Genomic DNA, 24,256 nt, shown 5'->3' with positions numbered 1-24,256 from the left:
CCGAACCTACTTTGTTATTATTCCCAGTTGTCCATAAGTTCTATCTTGAAAATAGGTACTGGGGACTGGGAAAGAGATTTTTATGGCAAGGTTAGTCAGATTTTTCCGTGTTACTTTCTTTAAAGATTAAAAACTTTTTAATACGTTTAACAAAGTCTTCTAACTCTAAGAGTAAGTTAGTAGTACCTCGACGCTCTTGGTTGCGAGCTAGTTGTTCGAGTTTTTCTGCGGCAAGACGCATATTTATAGCTCCAATATTGGCACTAGCACCTTTAATTTGATGAGCTTCTCGTGCTAGTTGCTCAAAGTCATGAGATGCGATCGCCGCTTTGGTTATTTCTAAATGATGCTGAATATCCTCAACGAATATTTCTAGTAAATTTAATTCAAATTCTGAGTCGTTTTCTGATATTTGATGCAAGTGTTCCCAATCAATTGGCAGGTCAACTGAACCGACATTTGCTGTCGAAACCGTTTGCTCGGATGCAATTGCCTCTTGGGCTTTGAGGATCGCGCTTGCCCAACGTTCTAGCGCCGCAGCCAATTTTTCTTTCATCACTGGCTTACTCAGATAGTCATCCATTCCAGCATCTAGACACATTTGTTGGTCTTCTTTCATGGCATTAGCTGTCATTGCAATTACCACAGGACGACGACTGCTAGCAAAGTAGCTTTCCGATAGACGATGAATTTCTTTTGTAGTTTCTAAACCATCGAGAATCGGCATTTGGCAATCCATCAGAATTAAATCGTAGGGAATTTTTTCCAATAACTCCAACACTTCTTTACCATTACCAGCAACATCAGCACTGTAGCCCAGACTCTGAAGCTGCTTCAAAGCTACTTTCTGATTCACCAGATTATCTTCAGCTAAGAGAATTCTTAATTTCGGAAAGTTGTGATTCGGCGAGGAAGACACAGCTACACCGAGAGTGGGAGACGCGGAAAATCTATCTATTACATTCCCCTTGTCCTCTTTCTCCTCGTCCCCCTTCGGGTGACGCTCGTTCCTCGCTAACGCAGTCGCCTGCGGAGGGAAACCCTCCCGCAGCGCTGTCTCACCGCGTCCCCGCGTCCCCGCGTCCTCTTCCTCCCCGTTGCCCCTAATCCCTGCGTCCTCTTCTCCTAAGATAGTCATAATGGTGTCGAGGAGTCGGGATGGCTTAACTGGTTTGACCAAATAAGCAGCAAATCCGATTTTTAGCGTTCGTTGGATTTCATCTCGTTGGTTGGTAGAGGTAAGCATAATCAAAGGTAGCTTAGAAATCGCTGGATTTTTCTTAATTTGCTCTCCCAAAGTTATGCCATCTATTTCTGGCATTTGCATGTCAATCACAGCAACATCATAGAGACTATTTTGCCTAGCAGCCTCCTGAATAGCTTTGAGGGCAGCAGTAGCTGAAGCAGCTTGATCTACCTGCATCCCCCAACGGGTAGCTTGATGGTAGATGATTTTGCGATTTGTAGCATTATCATCCACCACTAACAAGTGCCGATTAGTCAGAAGTCCGTAATCGCGGGTTGCAGAAATCGGGTGAATTTGTTTGGCAAAAGGTATTTCAAACCAAAATCTAGATCCTTTCCCCAGCCAACTTTCTACGCCAATTTCTCCGCCCATCAAATTCACTAGTTGCTTGCAGATGGCTAATCCCAAACCTGTGCCGCCATACTTGCGGGTGGTGGAAGCATCTACTTGGGTAAATGGCGTAAAGAGTTTGCATTGGTCTTCGGGGGTAATGCCCAGACCAGTATCTGCGATCGCAAAATGGATGGTGGCTGTAGTAGGGGTTTGAGATCGCAATTCTGCTCGTACCACTACTTCTCCACTACTAGTGAATTTGATGGCATTGCCAATCAAGTTCATCAGAATTTGTCGTAGGCGACCAGCATCGCCTTGGAGGTGGGTAGGGACGTTGCGGTAAATCAAAGCTGCAATTTCTAATCCTTTTTTATGGGCTGGGGGAGCCAATAATTCCAACACTTCTTCTACACAGGTAGATAAGTCAAAATCTAAAGTTTCTAGCATCATTTCCCCAGCCTCCAGTTTGGACAGATCCAAAATTTCGTTGATTAGGCTTAAGAGGGCATCTCCACTAATCCGAATTGTTTCGATAAAATCCTGTTGCTCCGAGTTGAGGGGAGTTTCTAACATTAAGCCTGTCATTCCTAAGACAGCATTCATCGGCGTGCGGATTTCATGGCTCATGTTGGCCAAAAAGGCGCTTTTGGTTTTAGAAGCTAATTCCGCTTGGTGACGGGCAACTTCAAGTTCCTGTCTTTGTTGAGTTTCTGCGTTCAACATTTGGGCTTGGGCTAAAGCAATACCTACTTGGTCAGCTATTTGTCGCAAAAGTTGAGTTTCAAAGCTAGACCATTGGCGAGAACTACCGCACTGATGGACAATTAGCAAACCGCAGAGTTCTTCTTTGACAAGAATAGGCACAACCAAATTGGACTTTACCCAAAACTGTTGCAGTAATTCCAGATGGCTTTGTTGAACTTCAACTATATCTAAGTCAGCAAGCCGGAAATTCCTTTTTTGACGATACTGCTGTAGATAATACTGTTGAATGTATTCCGTTTGCAGATAAGAGTGAATGCTTTTTTTCTCTTTGATTGTCAGCCAGCCAGAAACTACTGCCTCTACAACAGTGCTTCCAGATCCATCTGGCAAAGGCTGATAGATTACAACTCGATCGCTATGAAGAATTTTTTGCACCTCTGTCACAGTGATTTGCAGAATTTCTTCGATTTGCAAGGACTGGCGAATTTTGAGAGTGATTTCCGTAAATAGTTGCGATCGCAAGTTTTGGCGTTGGAGTTCTTCTTCTGCCTGCTTGCGCTCGATGAACTGCCCGACTTGCTCGCCAATAGAACTCATGACTTTTGCTAAATCTGGGTCTGGTTGCTGGATCTGATGGCTAAAGCAGGTAATCACACCGAGGATTTTATTACCGCTATGAATCGGAAAACCGAAAGCTCCATGCAATCCTGCATTTGCGGCAATTTGAAAGCGGACGAAATTGCGATCGCAAGCGACATCAGCAATCCAAACAGGTTCAGCACTAGCCCAGACTCGACCAGGAAGCCCAATTCCTGGTGCAAAGGTGGTCTGCCGACTAAGTATTTCAAATTCTTGCAGATTAAATGATGTTTTATACCAAATATTTAGAAAACACAGTAAATTTGCTTGCTGGTCTACCATCCAAATTTCACTCAAATCCCATGCCAAACTCTCGCAGATTCCTTGCAGGATTTGAGGCATAGCTTCATCAATGGTAGTGGATTTTGCTAAGACTCGTGTTGTCGCATACTGTGCTTTGAGATGTTGTTCAGTGCGTTTGCGATCGCTAATATCAATACCAGTAGCAACAATGTATTCTACTGAACCTTCATAGTCTGGCAAAATAGTGTTAGCCCAGGCAATGAGCCGCCGACTGCCATCTTTTGTGAGCCAATAGTTTTCGTATTCTTTTGCGCCTTCACCAGCTCGCAACTGCTCAAAAACTGCTTTCACTGGCTCTACTTGTTCTGGTATTAAAAACAAATTCCAGAAATGCCTGCCTCTGACCTCATCAAATGAGTAACCAGTAATTTGTTCGCAAGCTTGATTGAAGCGAACAATTCGCCCTTGGGCATCAAGAACTACTACCAAAGCGCTGGCTGTATCCAGGACTGCGGAAATAAAATTGCGTTCTTGGTGCAGTGTCTCCTCTGTTAATTTCCGCTCTATGACCTCACGATAAATCAAGTAGTAGACTATAGCTAGAACGAGAAAACTGAGGCAAATCGCGATCGCAATTGTCAAGATTGTGTTACTAGCACTGGCTTTGGCAGCTTGTGACCGCTGCTGAAGCAAACTTCTGTCCTCATTTTGCATTTCATAGATGACCTTGCGGATATCATCCATGAGATTCTTTCCTTGATTTGTCTGGATTAACTGCAATGCCGCCTCAAATCCCTGATTTTGTCTCAGGTATATAGTCTGCTTGAGTATGGCAAGTTTTGCAGCTATCAGGGGTTTAAGGATTGCGAACTGCTTTTGCTGGCTAGGTTGATCTGCTATTAAATCCTTCAGGATTTCAATTTTTCGATCGATGTTCGCAAGTGCTGCTTGATAAGGTTCTAGATAACTTTCTTGCCCAGTCAGGATGTAGCCACGTTGTCCAGTTTCAGCATCTTTCATCTCGGACAGTAGTTCTTCGAGCCGATTGATTTTCTCTTGGGTTTTTTGTACCTGATTATTGTCATCAATCAATATGGATGTATTCTGATAAGAAATCACGCCAATCAAAACTAAAATTGTTGATGCCAACCCAAACCCCACCGCAACCCTTTTAAAAAATTGTTTGCGTCCCTTTTGCGCCTGTTTGCGTGTATCACTTGCTAATACCAAACTTGCTAAGTTGCGCCGTATTTCTAGTTGCTTGATTACTTGGCGACCTAAAATTCGCAACGCTTCAATCTGTTCTGGCGAGAGGTTTCTGGGTACACGGTCAACTACACAAAGCGTTCCTAGGGCATATCCCTCAGAGTTAGTTAGCGGTACACCAGCATAAAACCGAACGTTAGGGTCAGAGGTGACTAAGGGGTTTGTAGCGAACCTTTCGTCTTCTGTGGCATCAGGCACAACAAAAACTTCGGGTTGCAAAATGGCATGGGCACAGAATGCCACATCTCTGGGTGTTTCTAGTGCCTCCAACCCAACTTTTGACTTAAACCACTGGCGATTGGCATCAATTAAACTGATCAAAGCAATGGGAGTCCCACAAATATATGAGGCTAAACGGGTGAGGTCATCAAAGGCATCTTCCGAACGAGTATCGAGGATTTTATAGTCTAAAAGAGACTCGATTCGCTGTGTTTCGTTATCAGGTAATGGTGCTTTCATCCTCTTTTTAAGTGCTGAGTGCTGAGTGCTGAGTACTGAGTACTGAGTTAGGAGATAGAGGTCGGAAGTTGGAAGTCGGAAGCCGGAAGTTAGAAGTTGTCATATTTTCCGCGTCCCCGCGTCTCCGCGTCCCTGTGTCCTCTTTCTCCCTCATCCCTTTCTAAGTGGTAGTAATAAGTGAAAATACTGTAAAAATGGCGTAGATAAAACACCCGTTACAAATACTGCAAGGCTAATACCAATTCTCTAAAATGAGGCAACACATTCAAACCCTCAAAGCCTTGCTATATCTGACTTTCTTAATTACAAATTACGAATTACGAATTGGTATAACTAGATGGACTTCTTTATACTTCAGCTAAAATTTGACACGCAACTGTCCTGTTACAGAGTTACCACTATAAGCGCTTTGTCCTGTATCTTGATTGCGGACATTACTAAAGCTGTAGCCCAAGTCTGCCTCTACACTGGGCGAAAGCTTTACCATACAGCGTGTTTGATAGGTATTGGCGTTGTCGAATTCTCCTTTAAGTCGCTGTCGTCCTAAGTTAGCAGCGAAGCGACAGCGTAAGAAATTAGTAATATTTCCCTCCCAAGCTACCTCAGCGTTGTAAACTAGGAAATCTGGTGGAGAGAAATAGCCACTTGTGCGTTCTAAATCGCGATCGTAATTCCAAGTGAATAAGTTAGCTGCCACAGAAAACTGTCCAAACTTGCGTTCTAGCCTACTAAAAGACTGCACTTCGGAATTGTCATCGTTATAGCTGCCCAAACGCAATGACGAAAACAGACTAGTATCACGGTCAATCTGCCAGTATAAATCAGGCCCAAATCGCCAAGCAGTAATTTGATTGTCTAAAGTTCGAGCATTGGATTTATAAGGCCCTTGTTCTAAGTTAGCTGATAGTACTGCTAAGGATAACAATCGACCTGATGGCGAAACTTTTGGCTGGGAAATCGGAATCTCAACCTTAGTATTGAGATTAATAGCTGTGGGTAAACGGTCGAACAAATCGACTCCAACTGCTGTTTGCAGCGTCATTTGACCAATTTTTCCCTGCCATCCAACTTGCAAGGGAATATTAGTAATTGATTCAACATTGCGTTGATTAAAAAGGTCAAAACCTGTTTTGAAAAATATTTTATTGCCATTCCTCAATCGAAATTGAACCGTTGGTTCAATGAATAAATTAGTTTGACCAAAGTTGTCTGTGTCATAGCGATAGTCCGTATCAATACTTTCCAAAATTGCATCTGGCATTCCTGGTTTGGTGGAAGTTTTTGGTGGGGTGGAATTCTGCGGTGGTTTAGGTATTGGTGGCGGTAATCGCAGATCGGGATTAAAGTTTTCGGGGGCCGCAATCAAAATAGGTATTGGCTCTATTCGATAGGGGAGCTGTATCGGGAGTTCCAAGTTCTGAGTTTTGAGTCTTGAGTCTTGTGCTGACTCAGAATTTTCTTTGGTGACTTGTTCGAGCAATTCTGAAGGTGATTTCCAGTTTTGATGTGGTTGGGTAGCTTGTAACTTAGCTGCTGATAATGTCCAAATACCTATGCTACAGAGCAATCCCAATTTGAGATGTAGGCATCCCCAGTACAAGGTATATCGAGGAACAAATAGATAACGTCCAGAACTATCTACCATCGGTTGAGACTACAGTTGTATATAAAAAACACGCTGCCAAAAAGTTTCCTGGCTGCTAGCTGATGTATTCGGCTTGGGATTATGATGCCCACAAGATGATGCTTGCGATCTCCCAGCTAGTTAATTTTTTTGGCGTTAGTGATGTGGCGATCGCTATAAAAATCTCCCCGCTGTTGTAGCGTTAAATCACCTAGCAACAATCCCAACGCTGATATGGGGTCATCTAGACTATGAACAGAGCGCATATCTTGTAAAAGAACTCACGTTCTTTTAACGTCTGTTTTGCCGGAAAGACTCAAAGTTGATAGCAAAAAAGCGTCTACGGAGTAAGCCCAGGGATAACGCCAGCCGCCTGCCTAATTTGTGAACTTCTTCAATAGGTGGGCTACGTACAAAGTAGTTAAGTAACCTTTAGTAATTTGACCATTGAACTTGGTATTAATTAATTGGGCGATCGCATCAAAAAAACGCGCTCTTGTAATGCTGTCTAAATTTAGATGACCGGAGTAAGTATTTAAAAGGTTGAGATAACTTGCACTGTTGTATGTTGCATCCCATCGATAAGAGCGATATGTCACTTCACCAAACAAACCTGTTTGCTTAATCTCACTTGTTTTATTAGGGACTTTCTGCTCGCGCAAAGGAGGCTCATCGTCTTTAACCAGTTGAGGAGCTAAACTTTGATATAGCTCCTGTACTTCTTCAAAGAAGCCATTACTAGCATCACTATGTACGTGTACATTCCAAAATAGCGCGATCGCTCCTTTAGATGTGAGGGCTTGAGCCGTTTTTTTGTAAGCAATACTTGGGTCAAGCCAATGGAAAGCAGTTGCCGAAATTACTAAATCAAAAGTATTTTCTTGGGTCACCCAATCCTCAAAAGCGATGTTACGCACTTCTACTTGCGGATAAGCAGCCAGATTTTTTTGGGCAACCGTAGCAAGATTCTCACCCAACTCAATGCAGAGTATACGATAACCCCGGCGGGCAAAGGGCACAGTTGCCTGACCAGTACCACAACCAATCTCTAATATCCTTCCGTCTGGAGTGATTTCTGAAAAAGACACCACATCTTCAAAAAGCGCTTCTGGATATCTTGGTCGAACTTGGTCATACAACAGTGCTACTCGATTAAAAGTGGTTCTTAACTGACTTCTTTCATCTGTCATGTGTTTGTAATGAACAGGGTGTAGGGTGTGGGGAACCCCAGGCTTAAAAGCAAGGGTTTCTCCCAAAGACGCTGTATTTCTCGTACTACATAACTAAGAATACATATTTCTTTTAATTCCATGTATAAATACAGGGGCTTGTATCCAATTCTATTGGGACTAGATTCTTTCCCTACACCCCACACCCCACAACGCCAGTCGCCTCAAGTCGAGCCACTGTCTTGCGGGGGTTCCCCCCGTTGTGGCAAGTGGCGTGGGAAACCCGCCCACGGCGTTGGCTCCCCTACACCCGCCCCAAAGGGGCTTGGTCATACCATAATTTGACAAAAGCTTAAGGCTTAACATCTGTTGGAGTAAAAGCAGCATACTGTTGAGGAGAGAGAGTCGCATCTCTAACGTTGATTTTCTTTGTAATGAACTTTTGTTCGTAGAACAAGTCTGCAATCTTCTGCTGTCCTGATAAAACTTCTTCACTCAGGGGTCTTAAAGTGTACAGCCGCCGTTTTGAAACTAATTCCAATGTGGGAACATCAATTTTTGCTTCGGGTGAAATTAGTTCGGCAACCTCTTGCGGGTTGCTTTCAGCCCATTTACCAATATTGTTAATCTCTTCTAAGATGGCTTTGACTAGTTCAGGATTATCTTTAACAAAGGTGCGCGAACCTAACCAGTAGCCTCCTTGGGTAGTAATATTTTTCCCATCCCGGAGAACCCGAACCCTACCAGTTTTTTGAAATACAGCCAAATGGGGATCGCCAATTACTGCTGCTTCCACACTCTTACGTTCAAATGCTGCACGAGTTTCTAATGGTGTAAGGTTGATGTGTTTAACATCACTAAGTTTGAGTCCGGCTTCTTCTAAAACTTTGACAACAAAGTATTGTTGTGCTGTAGCTCTTTGAAAAGCTAGTCCCTTACCTTTTAAATCAGCTACAGTCTTGATTGGAGAATCTTTATCTACTACAACAGCAGTCGCTTCACCAGAACCAGGTTTACTACTAGCAACATAGACGAAAGGAACACCAGAGGCTTGAGCAAAGATAGGTGGAGTTTCACCAACAAAACCGAAATCCACACTTCCGACATTCATTGCTTCTAGAAGTTGCGGCCCGGCGGCAAATTTCGACCACTCTACAGAAATACCAAGTGGCTTTAAACGCTTTTCTAAAACTCCTTTAACCTTGACTATGTCTCCAGCCGACTGATAGCCCATTCTTAATACTTTGGTCTTGATGTTACTAGAGGCAACAGCGGTTTTGTCTGTAGTTTGTGAGCTACAACTAACTAAGCTTGGAGACAGGCTAAATACTCCAACTACTAAAAACATTAGAAAGCTGCGTTTTTTAAATATTGCTACCATGATGTATTGCCAATTTTCTAGGGTTTAAAATCAATTCGTAATTTGTAATTCGTAGTTAAGAAAGTCAGATTTAATTTGGGTTTGGGGGTTTGAATATGTTGCCAGATTTTAGATAATTTGTATAAAATACACGCTTAAAGTACTACTAAATTTGAGGTGTGATACTAGTAGTCTGGCAAGGAAATTTTGCTAGGTGAATCAACTTTTTAATTTCTCTTCTTCCTTCGTGTACTTTGTGTACTTTGCGGTTCGTTCCTTTACCTCTCAAAGTTAGGTTGCCAGACTACTAGCAAAGCGATCGCAGCTCACACCAGACTAGTCTGGAAGAAGCGGTTAGCAGGGCGCGCTAGTCCGAGATTTTCACGCAGAGTCTTACCCTCATACTCTTTGCGAAAGATGCCACGCCGTTGGAGTTCTGGTACAACCTTGTCAACGAAATCGTTTAACCCTTCAGGAAGAAACGGGAACATGATGTTGAAGCCATCAGAGCCTTCCTCAAACAGCCATTGCTCCATCTCATCGGCGATGGTTTGGGGTGTGCCGACGAAAGCCAGCCCGCCGTAACTGCCAACACGTTGAGCTAGTTGTCGAATAGTCAAGTTTTCACGTTGCGCTAAGGCTATTACTCTTTCTCGTGAAGAGTGACCAGCATTGGTCGGTGGGATTTCTGGCAAGGGGCCATCCGGATCGAAACCCGAAACGTCGTAACCAAGCGCACCATTTAGGCTAGCAATCCCACTGTCATAATGTACTAAGCTGTCCAAATAAACACGCTTGGCCTGTGCCTCGGCGACAGTTTCGCCCACAATGGCTAAAGCACCTGGAAGGATTTTGATACTGTCTGGGTCACGTCCGATCGCCCGCGCCCGTCCCTTAATGTCTGCAAATAAGGCTTTGCCAGCCTCCAGATTACTAGCAGGTGCAAACACAGCCTCGGCAGTTTCGGCAGCTAATTGTCGGCCGGCTTCGGATGCACCCGCTTGCACGATTAATGGCCAGCCTTGGATTGGTCTAGCAATGTTCAATGGCCCCCGCACCGAGAGATATTTTCCCTTGTGATTCAGAACGTGAAGCTTTGCGGGATCGAAATAAATCCCTGCTTCCACGTCCCTAATGAAGGCATCGTCAGCAAAGGAATCCCAAAGACCCGTGACGACATCATAAAATTCTCTAGCCCGCCGATAACGTTCATCATGCTCTATCTCTTCTTCTAATCCGAAGTTGAGTGCTGCGTCTGGATTGGCTGTAGTGACGATGTTCCAGCCAGCGCGACCGCCACTGATATGGTCGAGAGATGCGAAGCGGCGAGCGATGTGGTAAGGCGCATCATAGGTTGTAGAAGCGGTGGCTACTAGCCCAATGTGTTCGGTAACGGCAGCGAGGGCTGAAAGCAGGGTGAATGGCTCAAATGAAGTGACAGTATGACTGCGTTTCAGCGCGTTAATTGGCATATTCAGCACCGCCAAGTGATCCGCCATGAAGAATGCGTCAAACTTGCCTTGCTCTAGTTTTTGGATAAATTTTTTCAGTGCTGGGAAGTTAAAATTAGCATCAGGTATAGCCCCAGGATAGCGCCAAGCACCTGTATGTATGCTGACTGGACGCATGAATGCACCTAGTTTTAATTGCTTCGATCCGCTCATTAGCAAGCCTCCGTATGCATAATTCGTAATTTGTAATTTTGATTTTCTTCCCAATCCCCAATCCCCAATTCAATGCACCTCTACTTCAAATTCTGCTTCGTGTAAAAATTTCAAAGCTTGCGTTACTTTTTGTCCTATTAATTCAACATGGAATTGACCAACGCGGCGATCGCCTACTGTTTCCACACTCCCACTGAGGATATTAACATCCACATCAAAACGACGGGCTAAGGTGGCAAAAATTGGTTGACTTGCTTGTTCTCCCGCAAAGGCGATCGTTGCGATAACAGCACCAGGTTTTGGTCTATAACCATTACGACGAGGAAAAACTTCCTGGGCTAGAAATGATTCGGGTTTAGCAATTAAATCGCTAACATATCCCTTTTCTACAATTCTGCCAGCATTGAGTACCGCAACACTATCGCAGATTTGCTTGACTACACCCATTTCATGGGTGATGAGTAAGATTGTCAAACCCATGCGCTTGTTCAGGTCACGTAACAAGTCCAGAATTGACCTCGTAGTTTGGGGATCGAGTGCTGATGTCGCTTCATCAGAAAGTAGCACTTTTGGTTCTCCAGCTAAAGCCCTGGCAATACCTACTCGTTGCTTTTGACCACCAGAAAGTTGGGCTGGATAAGCATCTGCTTTACCTTTCAATCCGACAAGTGAAATCAATTCTTCCACCTTCCCCCGACGTTGCAATCTGCTGTAACCCATCACTTCCAGAGGAAAAGCAATGTTTTCTGTGACAGTTCGGCAACTAAGTAAATTAAAGTGTTGAAAAATCATGCCAATGTGTTGACGGGCGCGACGTAACTGATTTCCAGATAGTTTTGTCATTTCCTGACCATCAACTACAACTGAACCTGATGTTGGTTTTTCTAGTTGATTAACACAGCGAATTAAAGTACTTTTGCCTGCACCACTTTGACCTAAAACACCAAAAATTTCTCCTGGTTTAATGCGAACACTTACACCATCTAAAGCTACAACTTTTTGTGTTCCTTGGTTATAAACTTTGTGGACATCGGTAAATGCGATCATCTCATAATTTCCCCACAACAAATCATTACTACTTTCTAAGGAATGGGAATCCCTGCACCTTGATATTTATCTTTAATGAATTGCTTGACTTTATCATCCCGCAATAACTTATATAGTTTCTGAATTCTGGGGTCGGTTTCTTTCCCTTTTAATGTTGTGACAGTAACAGCATAAATCGGATCGTTCGCTGACTCTAATGCCAAAGCGTCTTTATCAGTTTTCAATCCGGCTTGGACAATCCAATTACCTGTGACTCCTGCTAAGTCCACATCAGGAAGACTTGGGATTGCTTGCGCTCCTGGTATCTCTTTAATTTGGATATTTTTGGGATTTTCAACAATATTTTTAGGACTCGCTGGACGGACATTTGGCTTGAGTTTGATAAACCCTGATTCTTCCAACACTTTTAAAGCGCGATGGGCATTGCTAGGATCGTCAGGTATTGTAACTAGGGCTTTATTAGGCACATCTTTGAGAGACTTATATTTTTTAGAAAAAATGCCCACTGGATTTAAATGAATTTGGGGAGTAAAGGCATACATCTCGAAATTATGTTTTTTACCATAGTCTTCCATGAAAGGGATGTGTTGAAAATAGTTAGCATCAATTACCCCATCTTTTAAAGCAGTATTATTCTGCACAAAATCGTTAAAAGTAACTATCTCGATATCTAGCCCAGCTTCAGGTGCTAAATTCTTTTTGACAAACTCTAAAATTTCTCCGGCTGGAACTGGCGTTACCCCAACTTTAATTTTTTCTCTAGTTGCAGTTGTGGTATTTGCGGCTGGGGTTGCTGATGGATTTGCAGATGTATTAGTAGCAGAATTATTTTGTGGTGAACTACAGCTAGAAAATACTGTAGAAGCCGCAAAGGATGTAATGGCTATTAAAAAGAATCGACGTTTAATATTGATGATATTCATGCGATCGCCTATTTTTACCAACAACAACGTAATAAAAATCTACGTTTTCTTAATTACAAATTACGAATTACAAATTATCTCGCTTTACCACTTTTGCTCAGGAACCCAGTTGTAATTTTTATCTTTGACATCAATTTTTTTAGGAATAATTTTGAGTTCGTAAAATGTATCTGCCATTCGTTGCAACCCGCTCAAAACTTCATCTGTTACAGGTAACACCTGACGTTGACCACCGCGTTTTTCTACAGTTTCCATTGTTTTTAGGTCAATTTTGTACAGCTTAGAAAGAAGTTTGGCTGAATCCTGATAGTTATCTCTAGACCAAGCACCAGCCTTTTCTAACTCTTGTAAAATTGTCTTGACAATGTCTGGACGATCGCGCACAAAATCTGGAGCAGCATAATAAAAGCTTGGGCTTTCTAGTGCAGCTTTGTCCCCAAATACAGTGCTATTGTCTGCTAACAGACGAGTACGCAGTTTTCGTTCAGCTTCAGCAGTATAAGGGTCCCAAATTAACCACGCATCAATATCACCACGCTCAAACGCTGGTAAAGCTTCGGCTGGTGTCAGGTAGAGAGGTTTAATATCACTGTATTTCAAACCTACTTTCTCTAAAGCACGCACAATAATGTAGTGCTGACCAGAACCTTTTGCAAAAGCAACTTTCTTACCTTTTAAATCAGAAAGTGTCTTAATCGTTGAATTTTCTTGGACTAAAATTGCTGAACCTCTAGTGCTACCTGTACTGGCTGCAACTCTGACAAATGGTTTATCTCCTGCTTGAGCAAAGACGCTCCCTGTACCGCCACCGCCACCAAAAACGATCGCACCTGCACCCATGCCATCCAATAGAGGTGCTGTAGAGGAAAATTCATTCCAGGTTACTGAAATACCTTGAGGTTGCAGACGTTTTTCTAAACTTCCTTGCGCCTTAATAATATTCAGCAGCGCCATCCCTTTTTGATGTCCCATTTTCAGCACTGTTAATTTAGGAATTTGGGGTTTTTGTGTAGATGTATCAGCTGAATTACTGGGAGTGCAGGAGGCGATCGCTAAACTCAATCCAATACCAAGCACGAACAACACACCAAAAATCTTAATCCCTTGATGCTTAAATAAGTTTCTCTGTTTTAGGACAGCTAAAAACTGATTTATCAGTCGATGTAACATAATTTAACTCTTTGCCTCTTAGGACATTTCGTATATTAAATCCTGGGTTTGTTGTCAATATTTAAAATCAATGTTAGATATAAAAAAGCTTGTTATTCTATGCTGAAATTTAATTATTTCTCAAATCTCATCATCTTGTTAGACAGAACATCATACAAGTATTAACTATAAAATTATTGTGTTTGTAACGACTAAATTTTAAAAAGTTTTAGAGCAATCAAAAATTAGTAATAGCTAAATAATCTAAATAAAACTTTGTTTAAAATAATTAACAGCAAAAAGTATTACTAATTGAATTAGTAATGTAGCAATCTTATTTGATTTGTAAAAATACGCCGTATCCAGATACCCGATTTTTTAGAAGTCGGGTATCTAATTTTTCTGACTTAGCACCGTCTTCTAACCCTAATCATTCGCACTCACGAGTTTAGGTAGTTTAGATACAGGAATATCCAAAAAGTAAGAGAGAACTTCTCGCCGCCAAGCGTCATAAAGTACTGGCAAATCATCAATTTCAATACCAATAGCTTTGTGACTCAACTGCCAATGATCCCAAAGATAGGGATTGCGACGACGTTGACCTTCTTCATCCGCTTCTAGAACTTGTGCAATCAAATCCCCTTTCTCTGCTGGCAAGGCTCGATCAAACTTACGTTGCCACCAATCTACAACACCCAAGCGATGAACTGCCTCATCTGGCAAGATTCTTTCCGCCGCAAACTTGGCTGAGTCTGGGTCATTTATTTTACTGGTACGGCTATTGAGGAATAACAAAGCCACAATATGAAGTTCGTAGTGCAACTCAAATGCTAAAAAGCCTTGCCAATTACGAATAGGTAAATCACCCATATAATCCCAATGCTTCTGCACCTGCTTTTGGATATCCTCAATTGGGTCACGTCCTGAAATAGCCTGTGCTCTAAGACGAGTATTTTGAGCGTGTGCGCCGTCATCTCCTATTTGTCTGCTCAAAAATAGCTGTAGTTCGGGGTCAGCAAAGGAGTCAATTATCTTAGCGCAGACTTGAACAATAAACAGGTCATGGGCTGCACCAGCCACACGGAAGTGGTAGAAATTTTCTTTTTCCTCTTCAGTTTGGGGCGGTCTGGGTTCTTGTAGCCGCTTTTTGGGTAGGTGAGGAGCGTGCTTATCAAGCAGTTTGTCGAAAATTTCCAGTTCTAAATTAGTAGTCCAAGCCGGACGAGTAAGTATTGCCGTCATAAAGTTTCCTTGGGATATTGGGGACTGGATACTGGGGATTAGGTATTGGGGAATAATGTTGGATTCGACTTGAATCTAAAATCCAAAATTCTTAGCCTCTAGTTCCTATTTTCAAATTAGCGTAGGCGCAGCCCGTCGTAGACATCGCTTCACTATCTACCGTTAACGCCTGCACTCTTGGTATAATTTCCGCGGCAAAACGCTCCATTTCTGTGGCAAAAGGCTGGAATTGGAGCATGAAAGTACCAATTCCTACTTTGGTAAATTCAGCAATCCGATGGGCTACAGTTTCGTAGCTACCAACTAATCCTGCTGCTGTACCGCCATTGCTCCCCACACCAGGATACTTAGCCATGTTTTTGAACATGACTACTTCTGAATCTACTCCTTTAAGTAATTCTGAGCGATCGTCTTGTGCTAGTACCATTGCTCTCAAGTTTTGATATTCTGCTTCTGCCTCTTCGTCTGTCGGTCGAGCAATGACAAAAGCTGACATAGCAAAGCCCAATGGTTGAGAGCGAAACTGAGTTTTTTTCGCAACCTGAGTAATGGTTTCGCGGATGACTTCCATCGGACGGCCGTTAAGGAAAAATGTATGTGCTTCTTTTGCAGCCAATTCTTGAGCTGGTTCTGACTCTCCCCCTACATATACACGCGGATGTGGTTTGGCTATTGATGATGGACTAAACTTTAGATCGTCGATCTGAAAATAGTCACCCTGAAAGTTGACTTTTTCTCCACTCCACAGAGCTTTGACAACTCTAATCCATTCATCAGAATATCGATAACGTTCATCGTGGGGAAGGAAGTTTATCCCTAGTTTTTCTATTTCTGGTCTGAACCAAGCACTGACTAAGTTAATTGCAAAACGTCCACGGCTAATTGCATCAATACCTAAAGCCATCTTTGCCAAAACAGCAGGATGAAATAGTAATGGCTTGACAGCTGCAATAATTTCAATTGAGTTCGTTGCTTCTGCCAACGCTGCTGCTGTTGTCCAGGTTTCTAGTTGATCGAGTTCTTGGTTTCTGGGGTTGATGATATGTTGCGCTATTAAAGTTGTGGTAAACCCGCATCTTTGCGCCAATTGGATTAAATTCTTGGCTCGTGAGTAACTAGCATCACGAGGTTCAAGAGGATGGTTCATTACGCCGCAGTTGCCGTAAACAGGAATCCAAATCCCATAGCGTGGTTCAGACATAGCTTTCTAGAACCTTTGTAGTCAGCACTAAAACTTTATTTTTGCACCCAAAACTATATACTACGGTAAGTTAGTAAGTTTACTGTAGTATGTTATGAGATTCGCACAGATGAGCATTAAAAACAAGGGGGTATTTAGGAAGTTTAATTCTGATAATCTTGATGGGTGCAGCTTAAAAATCCGCAGTCGATCTTGAACTTGAATACAAATGCCAACAGAACTAGTTATTTTTGACTGTGACGGAGTGTTGGTAGACAGCGAGACGTTGAGCAATCGCGTTCTTGTCCAATTTGTCGCAGAGTTCGGACTCGCGCTAGAACTTGAAGAAGCCATTTTATTATTCAAAGGTTGCAAAATGGCTGATTGTGTTAACTTTATTGAGCAAAGGCTTGAGCAGAAATTGCCGCCAGATTTTGTGACTCAGCTTCGTGTCCGTACTGCCGAGGCATTCGAGCGTGAACTGCTGAGTGTGGAAGGAATAGAGGCATCTCTTGACAAAATCAATTTACCTATCTGTGTTGCTTCGAGTGGGCCACCCGAAAAAATTAAGTTAGCTCTGCGTGTCACTAATTTGCTGCCTCGATTTGAAGGACGTATCTTTAGCTCGTATGAAATTGGAAGTTGGAAGCCAGCACCCGACTTATTCTTATATGCAGCTAAAAATATGGGAGTTCAAGCTGCATATTGCACTGTTGTAGAAGACAGCGTTTTGGGTGTGCGTGCAGGTGTTGCCGCTGGGATGAAGGTCTTAGGTTACACTAATCCGAGTGAGGCTTCTTTACTCGAAGACTGTGGAGCGCGAGTCTTTTACTCCATGTACCAACTACCTTCTTTGCTGTGACAGCATTAAAAAAAATTAACTTTTTTCCACTCCACAGAGCAAGGATGGTTCATTACGTCGCAGTTGCTGTAAACAGGAATTCAAATCTTATAGCGTGGTTCAGACATAGCTTTCATGAACTCTTGAATGACTTTCTTGCTATTTGAATTGGTTTTGGCAGATAGTCTGTATGTTGTAGCTAAGTAGAACGGTGCAAATCAATCGAAGTATGTAACAAAAAGTAAAGTTGCCTAAAACCCTCTTTCCTTCTGCCTTCTGCCCTCTGCCTCCTGCCTTGTTATAACAACAATTTTTAACATCGACCTACTTAATTATCTGTTTGTATAGAGGTCAAACATGGATACCATTGCAATTCCTGCTTTGAATCGCCCAGTCAATGCTACTGTAGAAATTCCTGGTTCTAAAAGTCTTACTAATCGTGCATTACTCGTTGCAGCTTTAGCCCAAGGCAACTCTATTTTAGAAAATGCCTTATTTAGTGAAGACAGCAAATATTTTGTGAAATGTTTAGAACAATTGGGCATTTCTATCACTCTCAACCCTAATCTGGCCAATATTGAGGTAATGGGAAGAGGAGGTGATATACCAACTAAACAAGCTGATTTATTTGTAGGTTTAGCAGGGACAGCTGCACGATTTATATCAGCATTGGTGGCACTAGGAAATGGGGAATATTGCTTAGATGGTGTACCTCGGATGCGAGAACGACCAATGGGCGACTTGCTGAAAGTGCTGCAAATGGGCGGAGCAACAGTTAATTTTGAGGGCAACCCTGGTTTTATGCCCTACACTATCTACAGTCAGCAATTCTCAGGTGGGCATTTTCGCTTGAAGTCTAACCAAACTAGTCAGCAACTTTCGGCATTGCTGATGATTGCGCCCTATGCTAAACAGGACACAATTATCGAGGTTGATGGAACACTGGTGTCTCAATCTTACGTGAAAATGACTTGTCGCCTGATGGCGGATTTTGGCGTACAAGTGCTGCAAACTAATGAAAATCAATTTCAGATCAAAGCAGGTCAGCATTATCAGCCTCAACATTACAATGTAGAACCCGATGCATCGAATGCCTCTTACTTTTTTGCCGCCGCCGCCGTCACGGGAGGTCGGGTTAGGGTCAACAATTTGACTAAACAATCTTGTCAGGGTGATATTCTTTGGCTCAATGTCTTAGAACAAATGGGTTGTCAGATTTATGAGGGTGATAATTACACTGAAGTCATTGGGCCAAAGCAATTACAGGGAATCGACATTGATATGAACGATATTTCGGATTTAGTGCAAACATTAGGAGCGATCGCTCCCTTTGCCAGTTCACCTGTTATCATCCGCAATGTAGAGCATATTCGATATAAAGAAACCGAACGTATTCAAGCTGTTGTCACTGAGTTACGTCGTCTAGGAGTCAAGGTTGAAGAATTTGTCGATGGACTCAAGATTGATCCCAGTTCAGTTACACCATCGCTAATTGAAACTTATCAAGATCATCGAATGGCGATGGCATTTGCTATCACTGGACTAAAAGTTCCAGAGGTCGTAATTAAAGACCCTGATTGTACAGCAAAGACTTTTCCAGATTTCTTTGCCCGATTCTTTCAAATGTTAGAACAATAGAGGCTAAACTATTGCTTACTAATTTTAGTAGACCGAAAACTTTTGTAGAAGTTGGTAAAAATTAACTATATGGTTTAGTTTGGGCTTGATGTCAGCTTCTATAACATTAACTCTGATAGTTCAGTCAGCCGATTGATTTGTTCTCCAATCCGAGGAGATGCTTGCAAACCACCGTGAAGACGGTTAAGCCAGACTCCTATTAATCCGGCATCTCTGGCTGCGATCGCATCTAGTTCAAGATTATCTCCGACATAGACACTCTCTGTTTCTTGTACTCCCAATTTGGCACAAGCTACCTGGAAAATCTGGGGCGCAGGCTTTGCAAATCCCGCCGCTTCTGAAGTAACAACGATATCCATAACTGACAGAATACCGCATCGTTTAAGTACTTCAACCTGTTGCGCCTCCTGACCGTTTGTTATCACCCCAATCTTGCATTTGTCTAACTGTGCAAAACACTCATCGACATCATTGAATAAATGGCACATACTCACGTAATGTTCCCAATACTCTGATAATAAAGTATCAGCATTTGTATCTGAAAATTCATAACCGTATTTCAAGAATGCTTCTCGCAGTTTTCCTCTACCCGATTCCTGAAACGTAACTTCTTTGGCATAGAACTTTTTGTACCACTTTCGGGTCAAGGATATCCATTGTTCTTGAAATATATTTAACTCATCTTCGCTATGAGGTATGACCTTATTAAATAATGCACTTGCTGCATCTCTAATTGCTGCATCGCGATTTATAAGTGTATCGTCAAGGTCAAAAAGTACGGCTTTAATCATAGGTGATGGACTAAGGTTCAAGAGGATGGGTCATTACGCCGCAGTTGCTGTAAACAGGAATCCAAATCCCATAGCGTGGTTCAGACATAGCTTTCTCGAACCTTTGTAGTCAGCACTAAAACTTTACTTTTATAGCTGCAAAATACTACTTAAATTCGATAGATTTATAGTAGTATTTTATGAGATTCGCATATATGAGGATAAAAAACAAGAGGGTATCTAAATTCTGTATCTAGCCAGTTCCCATTTAATCTGGAGATAAAAATGTCACAACCACGCTACGGTATTTGGTCGCCTGTGGGCGGTAACTTTGGCCCTCTCAATACACCAGATGAACCGATTGATGCTAGTTATGAACGCACGCGATCGCTAGTATTAGAAGCAGAACGTTTAGGATATGTCACAACCTTAGTAGCACAGCACCTTGCCAACCCCCGCAGTCTAGAGTTAGACCAGTTAGAAACTTGGACAGCTTGTGCGGCGTTGGCTGAAGCTACAGAAAGCATCGAAATTATCGCTGCAATTAAACCTTTGTTATTTCATCCAGCCATCTTAGCAAAGATGGCTTTAGGAATTGATGCTATTAGTCACGGGCGTTTTGCCATAAACCTCATCAGTGCTTGGTTTCGCCCAGAAATGGAGCGTACTAATATCCCCTTCCCACCCCATGATGAACGTTATCGCTACTCTGATGAATGGTTGCAGGTTGTTAGAGCTTTGTGGAGTGGTGAGAAGGTAAACTTCGAGGGTGAATATTTTAAAATCCAAGATTTGAGCCTGCGACCCTTTGCTGTTGCTCAACCCTATCCTCGTATATATTTAGGAGGAGCGTCAGACCCAGCGCAGATTTTAGCAGCCCAACAAGCCGATGTTTATTTCATCAATGGTCAGCCAATTGAAGATGTTCGCAAAGTAATTAAACAGGTTTTAAGCCGACCCCGCTTTCTACCTCAACCAGTCCGTTTTGGTTTGTCAGCCTTTGTGATAGCTCGACCGACAGACGAAGAAGCACAAGCAGAACTAGAACGACTTATGGCACTGCAAAAGCTAGAAGAACAATATAAATTAAGTGTTGCCAAAGGAGTTGACAAAGAAGCCGTTATGTTCCAACTCTTCGCCAAAAATCCGGCTGTTGGCGGCAATGGTGGCACAGCCGCAGGATTAGTTGGTAGCTATGATACAGTAGCCGCTCGCGTTACAGCTTTTGTTGATGCAGGTATCGATACTTTCATGCTGCAATTTAATCCCTTTGTACAAGAGATGACACGTTTTGCCCAAGAAGTTATGCCTCGCGTACGACACTTGCAAAAAGTTGTTTAGTTGGTAAAAGCGACTGGGGACTGGGAATTGGGGATTGGGGACTAGGTGTAAAATTGCTATAGAAAATTAACTTGCACTACTTATTGTTAGAAATACTAATAATTAGAGTATCATGCTATTTGTGATTTGCTGTAAGTAAGTCCTATAGCTCATTGTCGAAGATGACACTGATGACGAATTACTAGCAGAAAATGCAGACGGGTAGATTTTGCCTGTATTAAGCCGCTGACAGTAGCAAAGTATGAAGCTAACTACCAAACAGGAGGAAAAGAATTGCTAACAGAAAATGAACTACAACTAACTGCTGATGTGCTGGTAATTGGTGGTGGCCCTGCCGCAGCATGGGCAGCATGGGCAGCCGCATCCCAAGGTGTCAAAGTCATCATTGCTGATAAAGGTTTTCTGGGTACAAGCGGTGCAGCTGCGGCTAGTGGTAATGGGATTATGGCTCCTTCTCCAGAGCATTGGGACAAAGTTGTATCGGAGCGTTATCGTGCAGGAAAAGACCTCGCTAACTTACGTTGGATTGAGCGTGTTGTCGAAAAAACTTGGCTGAGTTTGCCCTTAGTAGAAAAATGGGGCTATCGTTTTCCCAAGGAAGATGGGGAATCTGTGCGCCAGAGTTATTATGGCCCTGAATATATGCGAGTACATCGCAAAAACCTCTTGCGTATTGGCGTACAAATTCTCGACCAAAGTCCGGCTCTAGAGCTTTTATTGGCTCTTGACGGCTCAGTAGCAGGAGCAAGAGGTGTACAGAGACAACATCATCGGACTTATACCGTTCGTGCTGGTGCAGTAGTCCTAGCTAATGGCGGTTGTGCATTCTTGAGTAAAGCATTAGGTTGCAATACTAATACAGGTGATGGACTGCTGATGGCAGTAGAAGCTGGCGGCGAACTCTCTAGTATGGAAGCGTCCAATCACTATGCAATTTCGACTGCTTTTAATGCCACAGTAACGCGGGGTGTTCCCTTTGGCTGGGCTAGTTATACCGATGAAGCAGGTAACGATCTAGGTGGCTATATCAATGGTCGTCGCGATCCTGCGTTCTTGCCGAATGCTCTAATCAAAGGCCCCGTTTATGCTCGTTTAGATAAAGCCACAGATGAAGTCAAAGCAGTAATTGAAAAGTCTCATTTCATTGCTTTTCTACCATATAAAAAGGCTGGCATCGATCCCTACACAGAACGAATACCTGTAACACTGGTTTTAGAAGGAACAGTCCGGGGTACGGGTGGCGTTCGGATTGTGAATGATAGTTGCGCGACAAAAGTGCCTGGACTCTATGCTGCTGGTGATGCAGCATCGCGGGAATTTTTAGCTGGGTTAGCTTCTGGTGGTGGTGGCCCTAATGCAGCTTGGGCAATCTCTACAGGACAATGGGCAGGAGAAGGAGCAGCTGCCTTTGCCAAGAGTTTGGGCGCACATGCAAATGAACGAGTTGCACGTGCAGTTGGTCAAGTGGGAATGCGCTCAAATCCTGCGTCTGAAACATTCGATAACGAGGCGATTGTACGTGGTGTCCAAGCCCAGATGTTCCCGTTAGAAAAGAATTACTTGCGTTCTGAACAGAAACTTCTCGATTCTCTAGCCAAATTAGAAACTTTGTGGCAGCAAGTACAAGGAAACCCAAAACAAGACACTGTGCGCGATATAGAATTTTCTCGTCGGGCAGTTGCTCTCACAGCTGTAGCACGATGGGCATATTTTAGTGCTTTGCATCGCACGGAAACCCGCAGCGAACATATTCGGGTAGACTATCCTGATACCGATCCCAATCAGCGTTATTATCAAGCCGCTGGCGGCTTAGATAACCTTTGGGTGAGGCACGATTGGATAACGGATGCTCCTGCCACAGCACCATTACAAACTACCCAAAGCACACCTGTTGTATCAAAGTTGTAGCAGGATCAATATCATGATTGAGCTTGTCAGCCATAAACTATGTATCAATTGCAATCTCTGCGTTCAAGTTTGTCCTACTAATGTCTTTGATGCAGTTCCTGACGAACCACCCGTAATTGTCCGTAAGGAAGACTGTCAAACTTGTTTTATGTGTGAGGCATATTGTCCTGCGGATGCGCTTTATGTTGCCCCTGAATCTCACACTGAGATTGCTATCAATGAGGATGAGTTAATTGAAAGTGGCATCATGGGTGAATATCGTCAGATATTAGGTTGGGGATATGGCAGAAAAAACAATAGTGAATTAGATACTGCCCATAAACTACGCCAACTGCCGCGCCCTTATCAAAGTTAATTTCAATAGAGTTAAGAGGCGATCGCAATTTATCTTCAGCACTATCAAGAGGCGTTTTGAAGAATGCGATCGCCTCTATTTTTTCTTTCTCTGACGTTCAAATATTTGATTTATCAAACACCAGGAGTAGTACCACCATGAATCAAAATTTCTGTTCAAATGCAACTATGCCCACAATACTTTAAAGTATTAAGTATTAATTTTTAGATAAGCGTGAGAAAGTTGAGATTAAAGAGACTGCGGCTTTAGAGCTGATTCGTAAACAAAAGATTAAGCTGCCATTCGTTTTACCATCAGACGAATCAATGAGCCATAAATCATTGCTTCACTTAACTCGGTGTATAGCTCATAATCCTTACTCAAACGGCGAAATCGATTAAGCCACCCGAATGTCCGCTCCACAATCCATCGTTTCGGTAATCGCTCAAATGTTTTCGAGTGCCTTTGAATTACTTCAACACGAACCTGCTCACCGCAAACTTGCTTAACTGCTTGAGCAAAGTTTTCACCTGAATAGCCTTGGTCTACCCAAACAACTTCCAATTTAGACAATTCCTGAGCCGCTTCATGGAGTACAACCACAGCCCCCAAACGTTCTGACGCATTAGCTTCAGTCACTAAAACGCCAATCAACAAACCTTGAGAATCCACAACTATATGTCGCTTACGGCCTTTAACTTTCTTACCACCATCAAAACCGTAGACCTCCCCTTTTTTTCCGTTGTCTTCACTGACTGAGAATCAGCGATCGCAACGCTAGAGTGTTCGTCTGTGCCCAAATCTTGTCGCAGTTGATGGCGCACTTGGTCGTGAATTTTCTGCCATATTCCTTTGCGTTGCCATTTCTGAAAGTAGCCGTATACTGTTGTGTAAGGTGGAAGATCATGGGGCAGCATTTCCCACTGACACCCGGTACGTTGCACGTAGAAAATAGCATTCAAAATTTCTCGTAAATCTACTTCTACAGGATGCCCAAACCCTTTAGGTTTTGGTAGAAAGGGCTTGATAATTAACCATTCGGCATCGCTTAAATCACTTGGGTAGGGTTTACGCTGTGGATTTTCAATCGCAGGTAGACGGCTCATCGACTACAACATAATTTACACTCGACTTAGCCTATAACCTGAACAAAGCCGGATTCAGTTTTCTTTAGA

Annotated in this window: 18 protein-coding genes; 5 read left to right on the top strand and 13 right to left on the bottom strand. The window is 42.8% G+C overall.

What is annotated here, in order from left to right; all coding sequences use genetic code 11:
* Positions 1–91: 91 nt before the first annotated feature.
* The 11 genes from I8752_RS05055 to I8752_RS05010 all read right to left on the bottom strand — a co-directional run bounded on the left by I8752_RS05055 (position 92) and on the right by I8752_RS05010 (position 16,270).
* On the bottom strand, positions 92–4,891 hold the full coding sequence (locus I8752_RS05055) for a response regulator (protein ID WP_214431234.1): 4,800 nt from the start codon (positions 4,889–4,891) through the stop codon (positions 92–94).
* Positions 4,892–5,249: 358 nt separating this feature from the next.
* Positions 5,250–6,536, bottom strand: coding sequence for a hypothetical protein (locus tag I8752_RS05050; RefSeq protein ID WP_214431233.1), 1,287 nt, complete (start codon positions 6,534–6,536; stop codon positions 5,250–5,252).
* A gap of 116 nt (positions 6,537–6,652) precedes the next feature.
* Positions 6,653–6,781: a hypothetical protein gene (locus tag I8752_RS37940; protein WP_263985285.1), complete on the bottom strand. Its 129-nt coding sequence runs from the start codon at positions 6,779–6,781 to the stop codon at positions 6,653–6,655.
* Positions 6,782–6,892: 111 nt separating this feature from the next.
* The gene (locus tag I8752_RS05045; RefSeq protein WP_214431232.1) at positions 6,893–7,705 is read right to left on the bottom strand and encodes a class I SAM-dependent methyltransferase; all 813 of its coding nucleotides are present in this window, start codon (positions 7,703–7,705) and stop codon (positions 6,893–6,895) included.
* Positions 7,706–8,036: 331 nt separating this feature from the next.
* Entirely contained in the window at positions 8,037–9,065 is a 1,029-nt protein-coding gene (locus I8752_RS05040) for a sulfonate ABC transporter substrate-binding protein (RefSeq protein WP_225895447.1), read from the bottom strand.
* Between the two features lie 305 nt (positions 9,066–9,370).
* The gene (locus I8752_RS05035) at positions 9,371–10,708 is read right to left on the bottom strand and encodes an LLM class flavin-dependent oxidoreductase (RefSeq protein ID WP_214431231.1); all 1,338 of its coding nucleotides are present in this window, start codon (positions 10,706–10,708) and stop codon (positions 9,371–9,373) included.
* A 69-nt stretch (positions 10,709–10,777) separates the two neighbouring features.
* Positions 10,778–11,755, bottom strand: a complete 978-nt coding sequence (locus I8752_RS05030; RefSeq protein ID WP_214431230.1) for a methionine ABC transporter ATP-binding protein — start codon at positions 11,753–11,755, stop codon at positions 10,778–10,780.
* Between the two features lie 35 nt (positions 11,756–11,790).
* On the bottom strand, positions 11,791–12,702 hold the full coding sequence (locus I8752_RS05025) for a MetQ/NlpA family ABC transporter substrate-binding protein (RefSeq protein ID WP_214431229.1): 912 nt from the start codon (positions 12,700–12,702) through the stop codon (positions 11,791–11,793).
* 60 nt (positions 12,703–12,762) lie between these two features.
* Complete coding sequence (locus I8752_RS05020; RefSeq protein ID WP_214431228.1) at positions 12,763–13,848, bottom strand: aliphatic sulfonate ABC transporter substrate-binding protein; 1,086 nt, start codon at positions 13,846–13,848, stop codon at positions 12,763–12,765.
* 405 nt (positions 13,849–14,253) lie between these two features.
* Positions 14,254–15,069, bottom strand: a complete 816-nt coding sequence (locus tag I8752_RS05015; protein WP_214431227.1) for a hypothetical protein — start codon at positions 15,067–15,069, stop codon at positions 14,254–14,256.
* A 91-nt stretch (positions 15,070–15,160) separates the two neighbouring features.
* Complete coding sequence (locus I8752_RS05010; protein ID WP_214431226.1) at positions 15,161–16,270, bottom strand: LLM class flavin-dependent oxidoreductase; 1,110 nt, start codon at positions 16,268–16,270, stop codon at positions 15,161–15,163.
* 208 nt (positions 16,271–16,478) lie between these two features.
* Here I8752_RS05010 and I8752_RS05005 point away from each other — a divergent pair, with 208 nt between their 5' ends.
* Both I8752_RS05005 and aroA read left to right on the top strand, forming a co-directional pair.
* Entirely contained in the window at positions 16,479–17,111 is a 633-nt protein-coding gene (locus tag I8752_RS05005; protein WP_214431225.1) for an HAD family hydrolase, read from the top strand.
* A gap of 336 nt (positions 17,112–17,447) precedes the next feature.
* Positions 17,448–18,728, top strand: coding sequence for a 3-phosphoshikimate 1-carboxyvinyltransferase (gene aroA / locus I8752_RS05000; protein WP_214431224.1), 1,281 nt, complete (start codon positions 17,448–17,450; stop codon positions 18,726–18,728).
* Positions 18,729–18,826: 98 nt separating this feature from the next.
* Here aroA and I8752_RS04995 read toward each other — a convergent pair whose 3' ends face one another.
* Positions 18,827–19,519: an HAD family hydrolase gene (locus I8752_RS04995; RefSeq protein ID WP_214431223.1), complete on the bottom strand. Its 693-nt coding sequence runs from the start codon at positions 19,517–19,519 to the stop codon at positions 18,827–18,829.
* Between the two features lie 264 nt (positions 19,520–19,783).
* On the opposite strand from I8752_RS04995, the gene I8752_RS04990 reads away from it, so the two are divergent.
* The 3 genes from I8752_RS04990 to I8752_RS04980 all read left to right on the top strand — a co-directional run bounded on the left by I8752_RS04990 (position 19,784) and on the right by I8752_RS04980 (position 23,102).
* Complete coding sequence (locus I8752_RS04990; protein ID WP_214431222.1) at positions 19,784–20,839, top strand: LLM class flavin-dependent oxidoreductase; 1,056 nt, start codon at positions 19,784–19,786, stop codon at positions 20,837–20,839.
* Between the two features lie 273 nt (positions 20,840–21,112).
* Complete coding sequence (locus I8752_RS04985; RefSeq protein ID WP_225895446.1) at positions 21,113–22,747, top strand: FAD-dependent oxidoreductase; 1,635 nt, start codon at positions 21,113–21,115, stop codon at positions 22,745–22,747.
* Positions 22,748–22,760: 13 nt separating this feature from the next.
* A complete protein-coding gene (locus tag I8752_RS04980) occupies positions 22,761–23,102 on the top strand; it encodes a 4Fe-4S dicluster domain-containing protein (RefSeq protein ID WP_214431218.1) in 342 nt (113 codons plus the stop codon).
* Positions 23,103–23,372: 270 nt separating this feature from the next.
* Here the strand turns inward: I8752_RS04980 and I8752_RS04975 are convergent.
* A protein-coding gene (locus tag I8752_RS04975; protein ID WP_214431221.1) for an IS5 family transposase occupies positions 23,373–24,187 on the bottom strand; the annotation gives its coding sequence in 2 pieces (ribosomal slippage) (positions 23,373–23,821 and positions 23,821–24,187; 816 coding nt in all).
* Between the last annotated feature and the right edge of the window lie 69 nt (positions 24,188–24,256).

Source organism: Dendronalium phyllosphericum CENA369 (assembly GCF_016056275.1).
GTDB classification, from domain to species: Bacteria; Cyanobacteriota; Cyanobacteriia; order Cyanobacteriales; family Nostocaceae; genus Dendronalium; species Dendronalium phyllosphericum.
Note: the sequence above shows the minus strand (reverse complement) of the source record. Positions and strands in the feature narration are given on the sequence as shown.

Excerpts from the sequence above, each read along its gene's own strand:
- I8752_RS05055 (WP_214431234.1), bottom strand. The coding sequence starts at position 4,891 with ATGAAAGCACCATTACCTGATAACGAAACACAGCGAATCGAGTCTCTT.
- I8752_RS05050 (WP_214431233.1), bottom strand. The coding sequence starts at position 6,536 with ATGGTAGATAGTTCTGGACGTTATCTATTTGTTCCTCGATATACCTTG.
- I8752_RS37940 (WP_263985285.1), bottom strand. The coding sequence starts at position 6,781 with ATGCGCTCTGTTCATAGTCTAGATGACCCCATATCAGCGTTGGGATTG.
- I8752_RS05045 (WP_214431232.1), bottom strand. The coding sequence starts at position 7,705 with ATGACAGATGAAAGAAGTCAGTTAAGAACCACTTTTAATCGAGTAGCA.
- I8752_RS05040 (WP_225895447.1), bottom strand. The coding sequence starts at position 9,065 with ATGGTAGCAATATTTAAAAAACGCAGCTTTCTAATGTTTTTAGTAGTT.
- I8752_RS05035 (WP_214431231.1), bottom strand. The coding sequence starts at position 10,708 with ATGAGCGGATCGAAGCAATTAAAACTAGGTGCATTCATGCGTCCAGTC.
- I8752_RS05030 (WP_214431230.1), bottom strand. The coding sequence starts at position 11,755 with ATGATCGCATTTACCGATGTCCACAAAGTTTATAACCAAGGAACACAA.
- I8752_RS05020 (WP_214431228.1), bottom strand. The coding sequence starts at position 13,848 with ATGTTACATCGACTGATAAATCAGTTTTTAGCTGTCCTAAAACAGAGA.
- I8752_RS05015 (WP_214431227.1), bottom strand. The coding sequence starts at position 15,069 with ATGACGGCAATACTTACTCGTCCGGCTTGGACTACTAATTTAGAACTG.
- I8752_RS05010 (WP_214431226.1), bottom strand. The coding sequence starts at position 16,270 with ATGTCTGAACCACGCTATGGGATTTGGATTCCTGTTTACGGCAACTGC.
- I8752_RS05005 (WP_214431225.1), top strand. The coding sequence starts at position 16,479 with ATGCCAACAGAACTAGTTATTTTTGACTGTGACGGAGTGTTGGTAGAC.
- aroA (WP_214431224.1), top strand. The coding sequence starts at position 17,448 with ATGGATACCATTGCAATTCCTGCTTTGAATCGCCCAGTCAATGCTACT.
- I8752_RS04995 (WP_214431223.1), bottom strand. The coding sequence starts at position 19,519 with ATGATTAAAGCCGTACTTTTTGACCTTGACGATACACTTATAAATCGC.
- I8752_RS04990 (WP_214431222.1), top strand. The coding sequence starts at position 19,784 with ATGTCACAACCACGCTACGGTATTTGGTCGCCTGTGGGCGGTAACTTT.
- I8752_RS04980 (WP_214431218.1), top strand. The coding sequence starts at position 22,761 with ATGATTGAGCTTGTCAGCCATAAACTATGTATCAATTGCAATCTCTGC.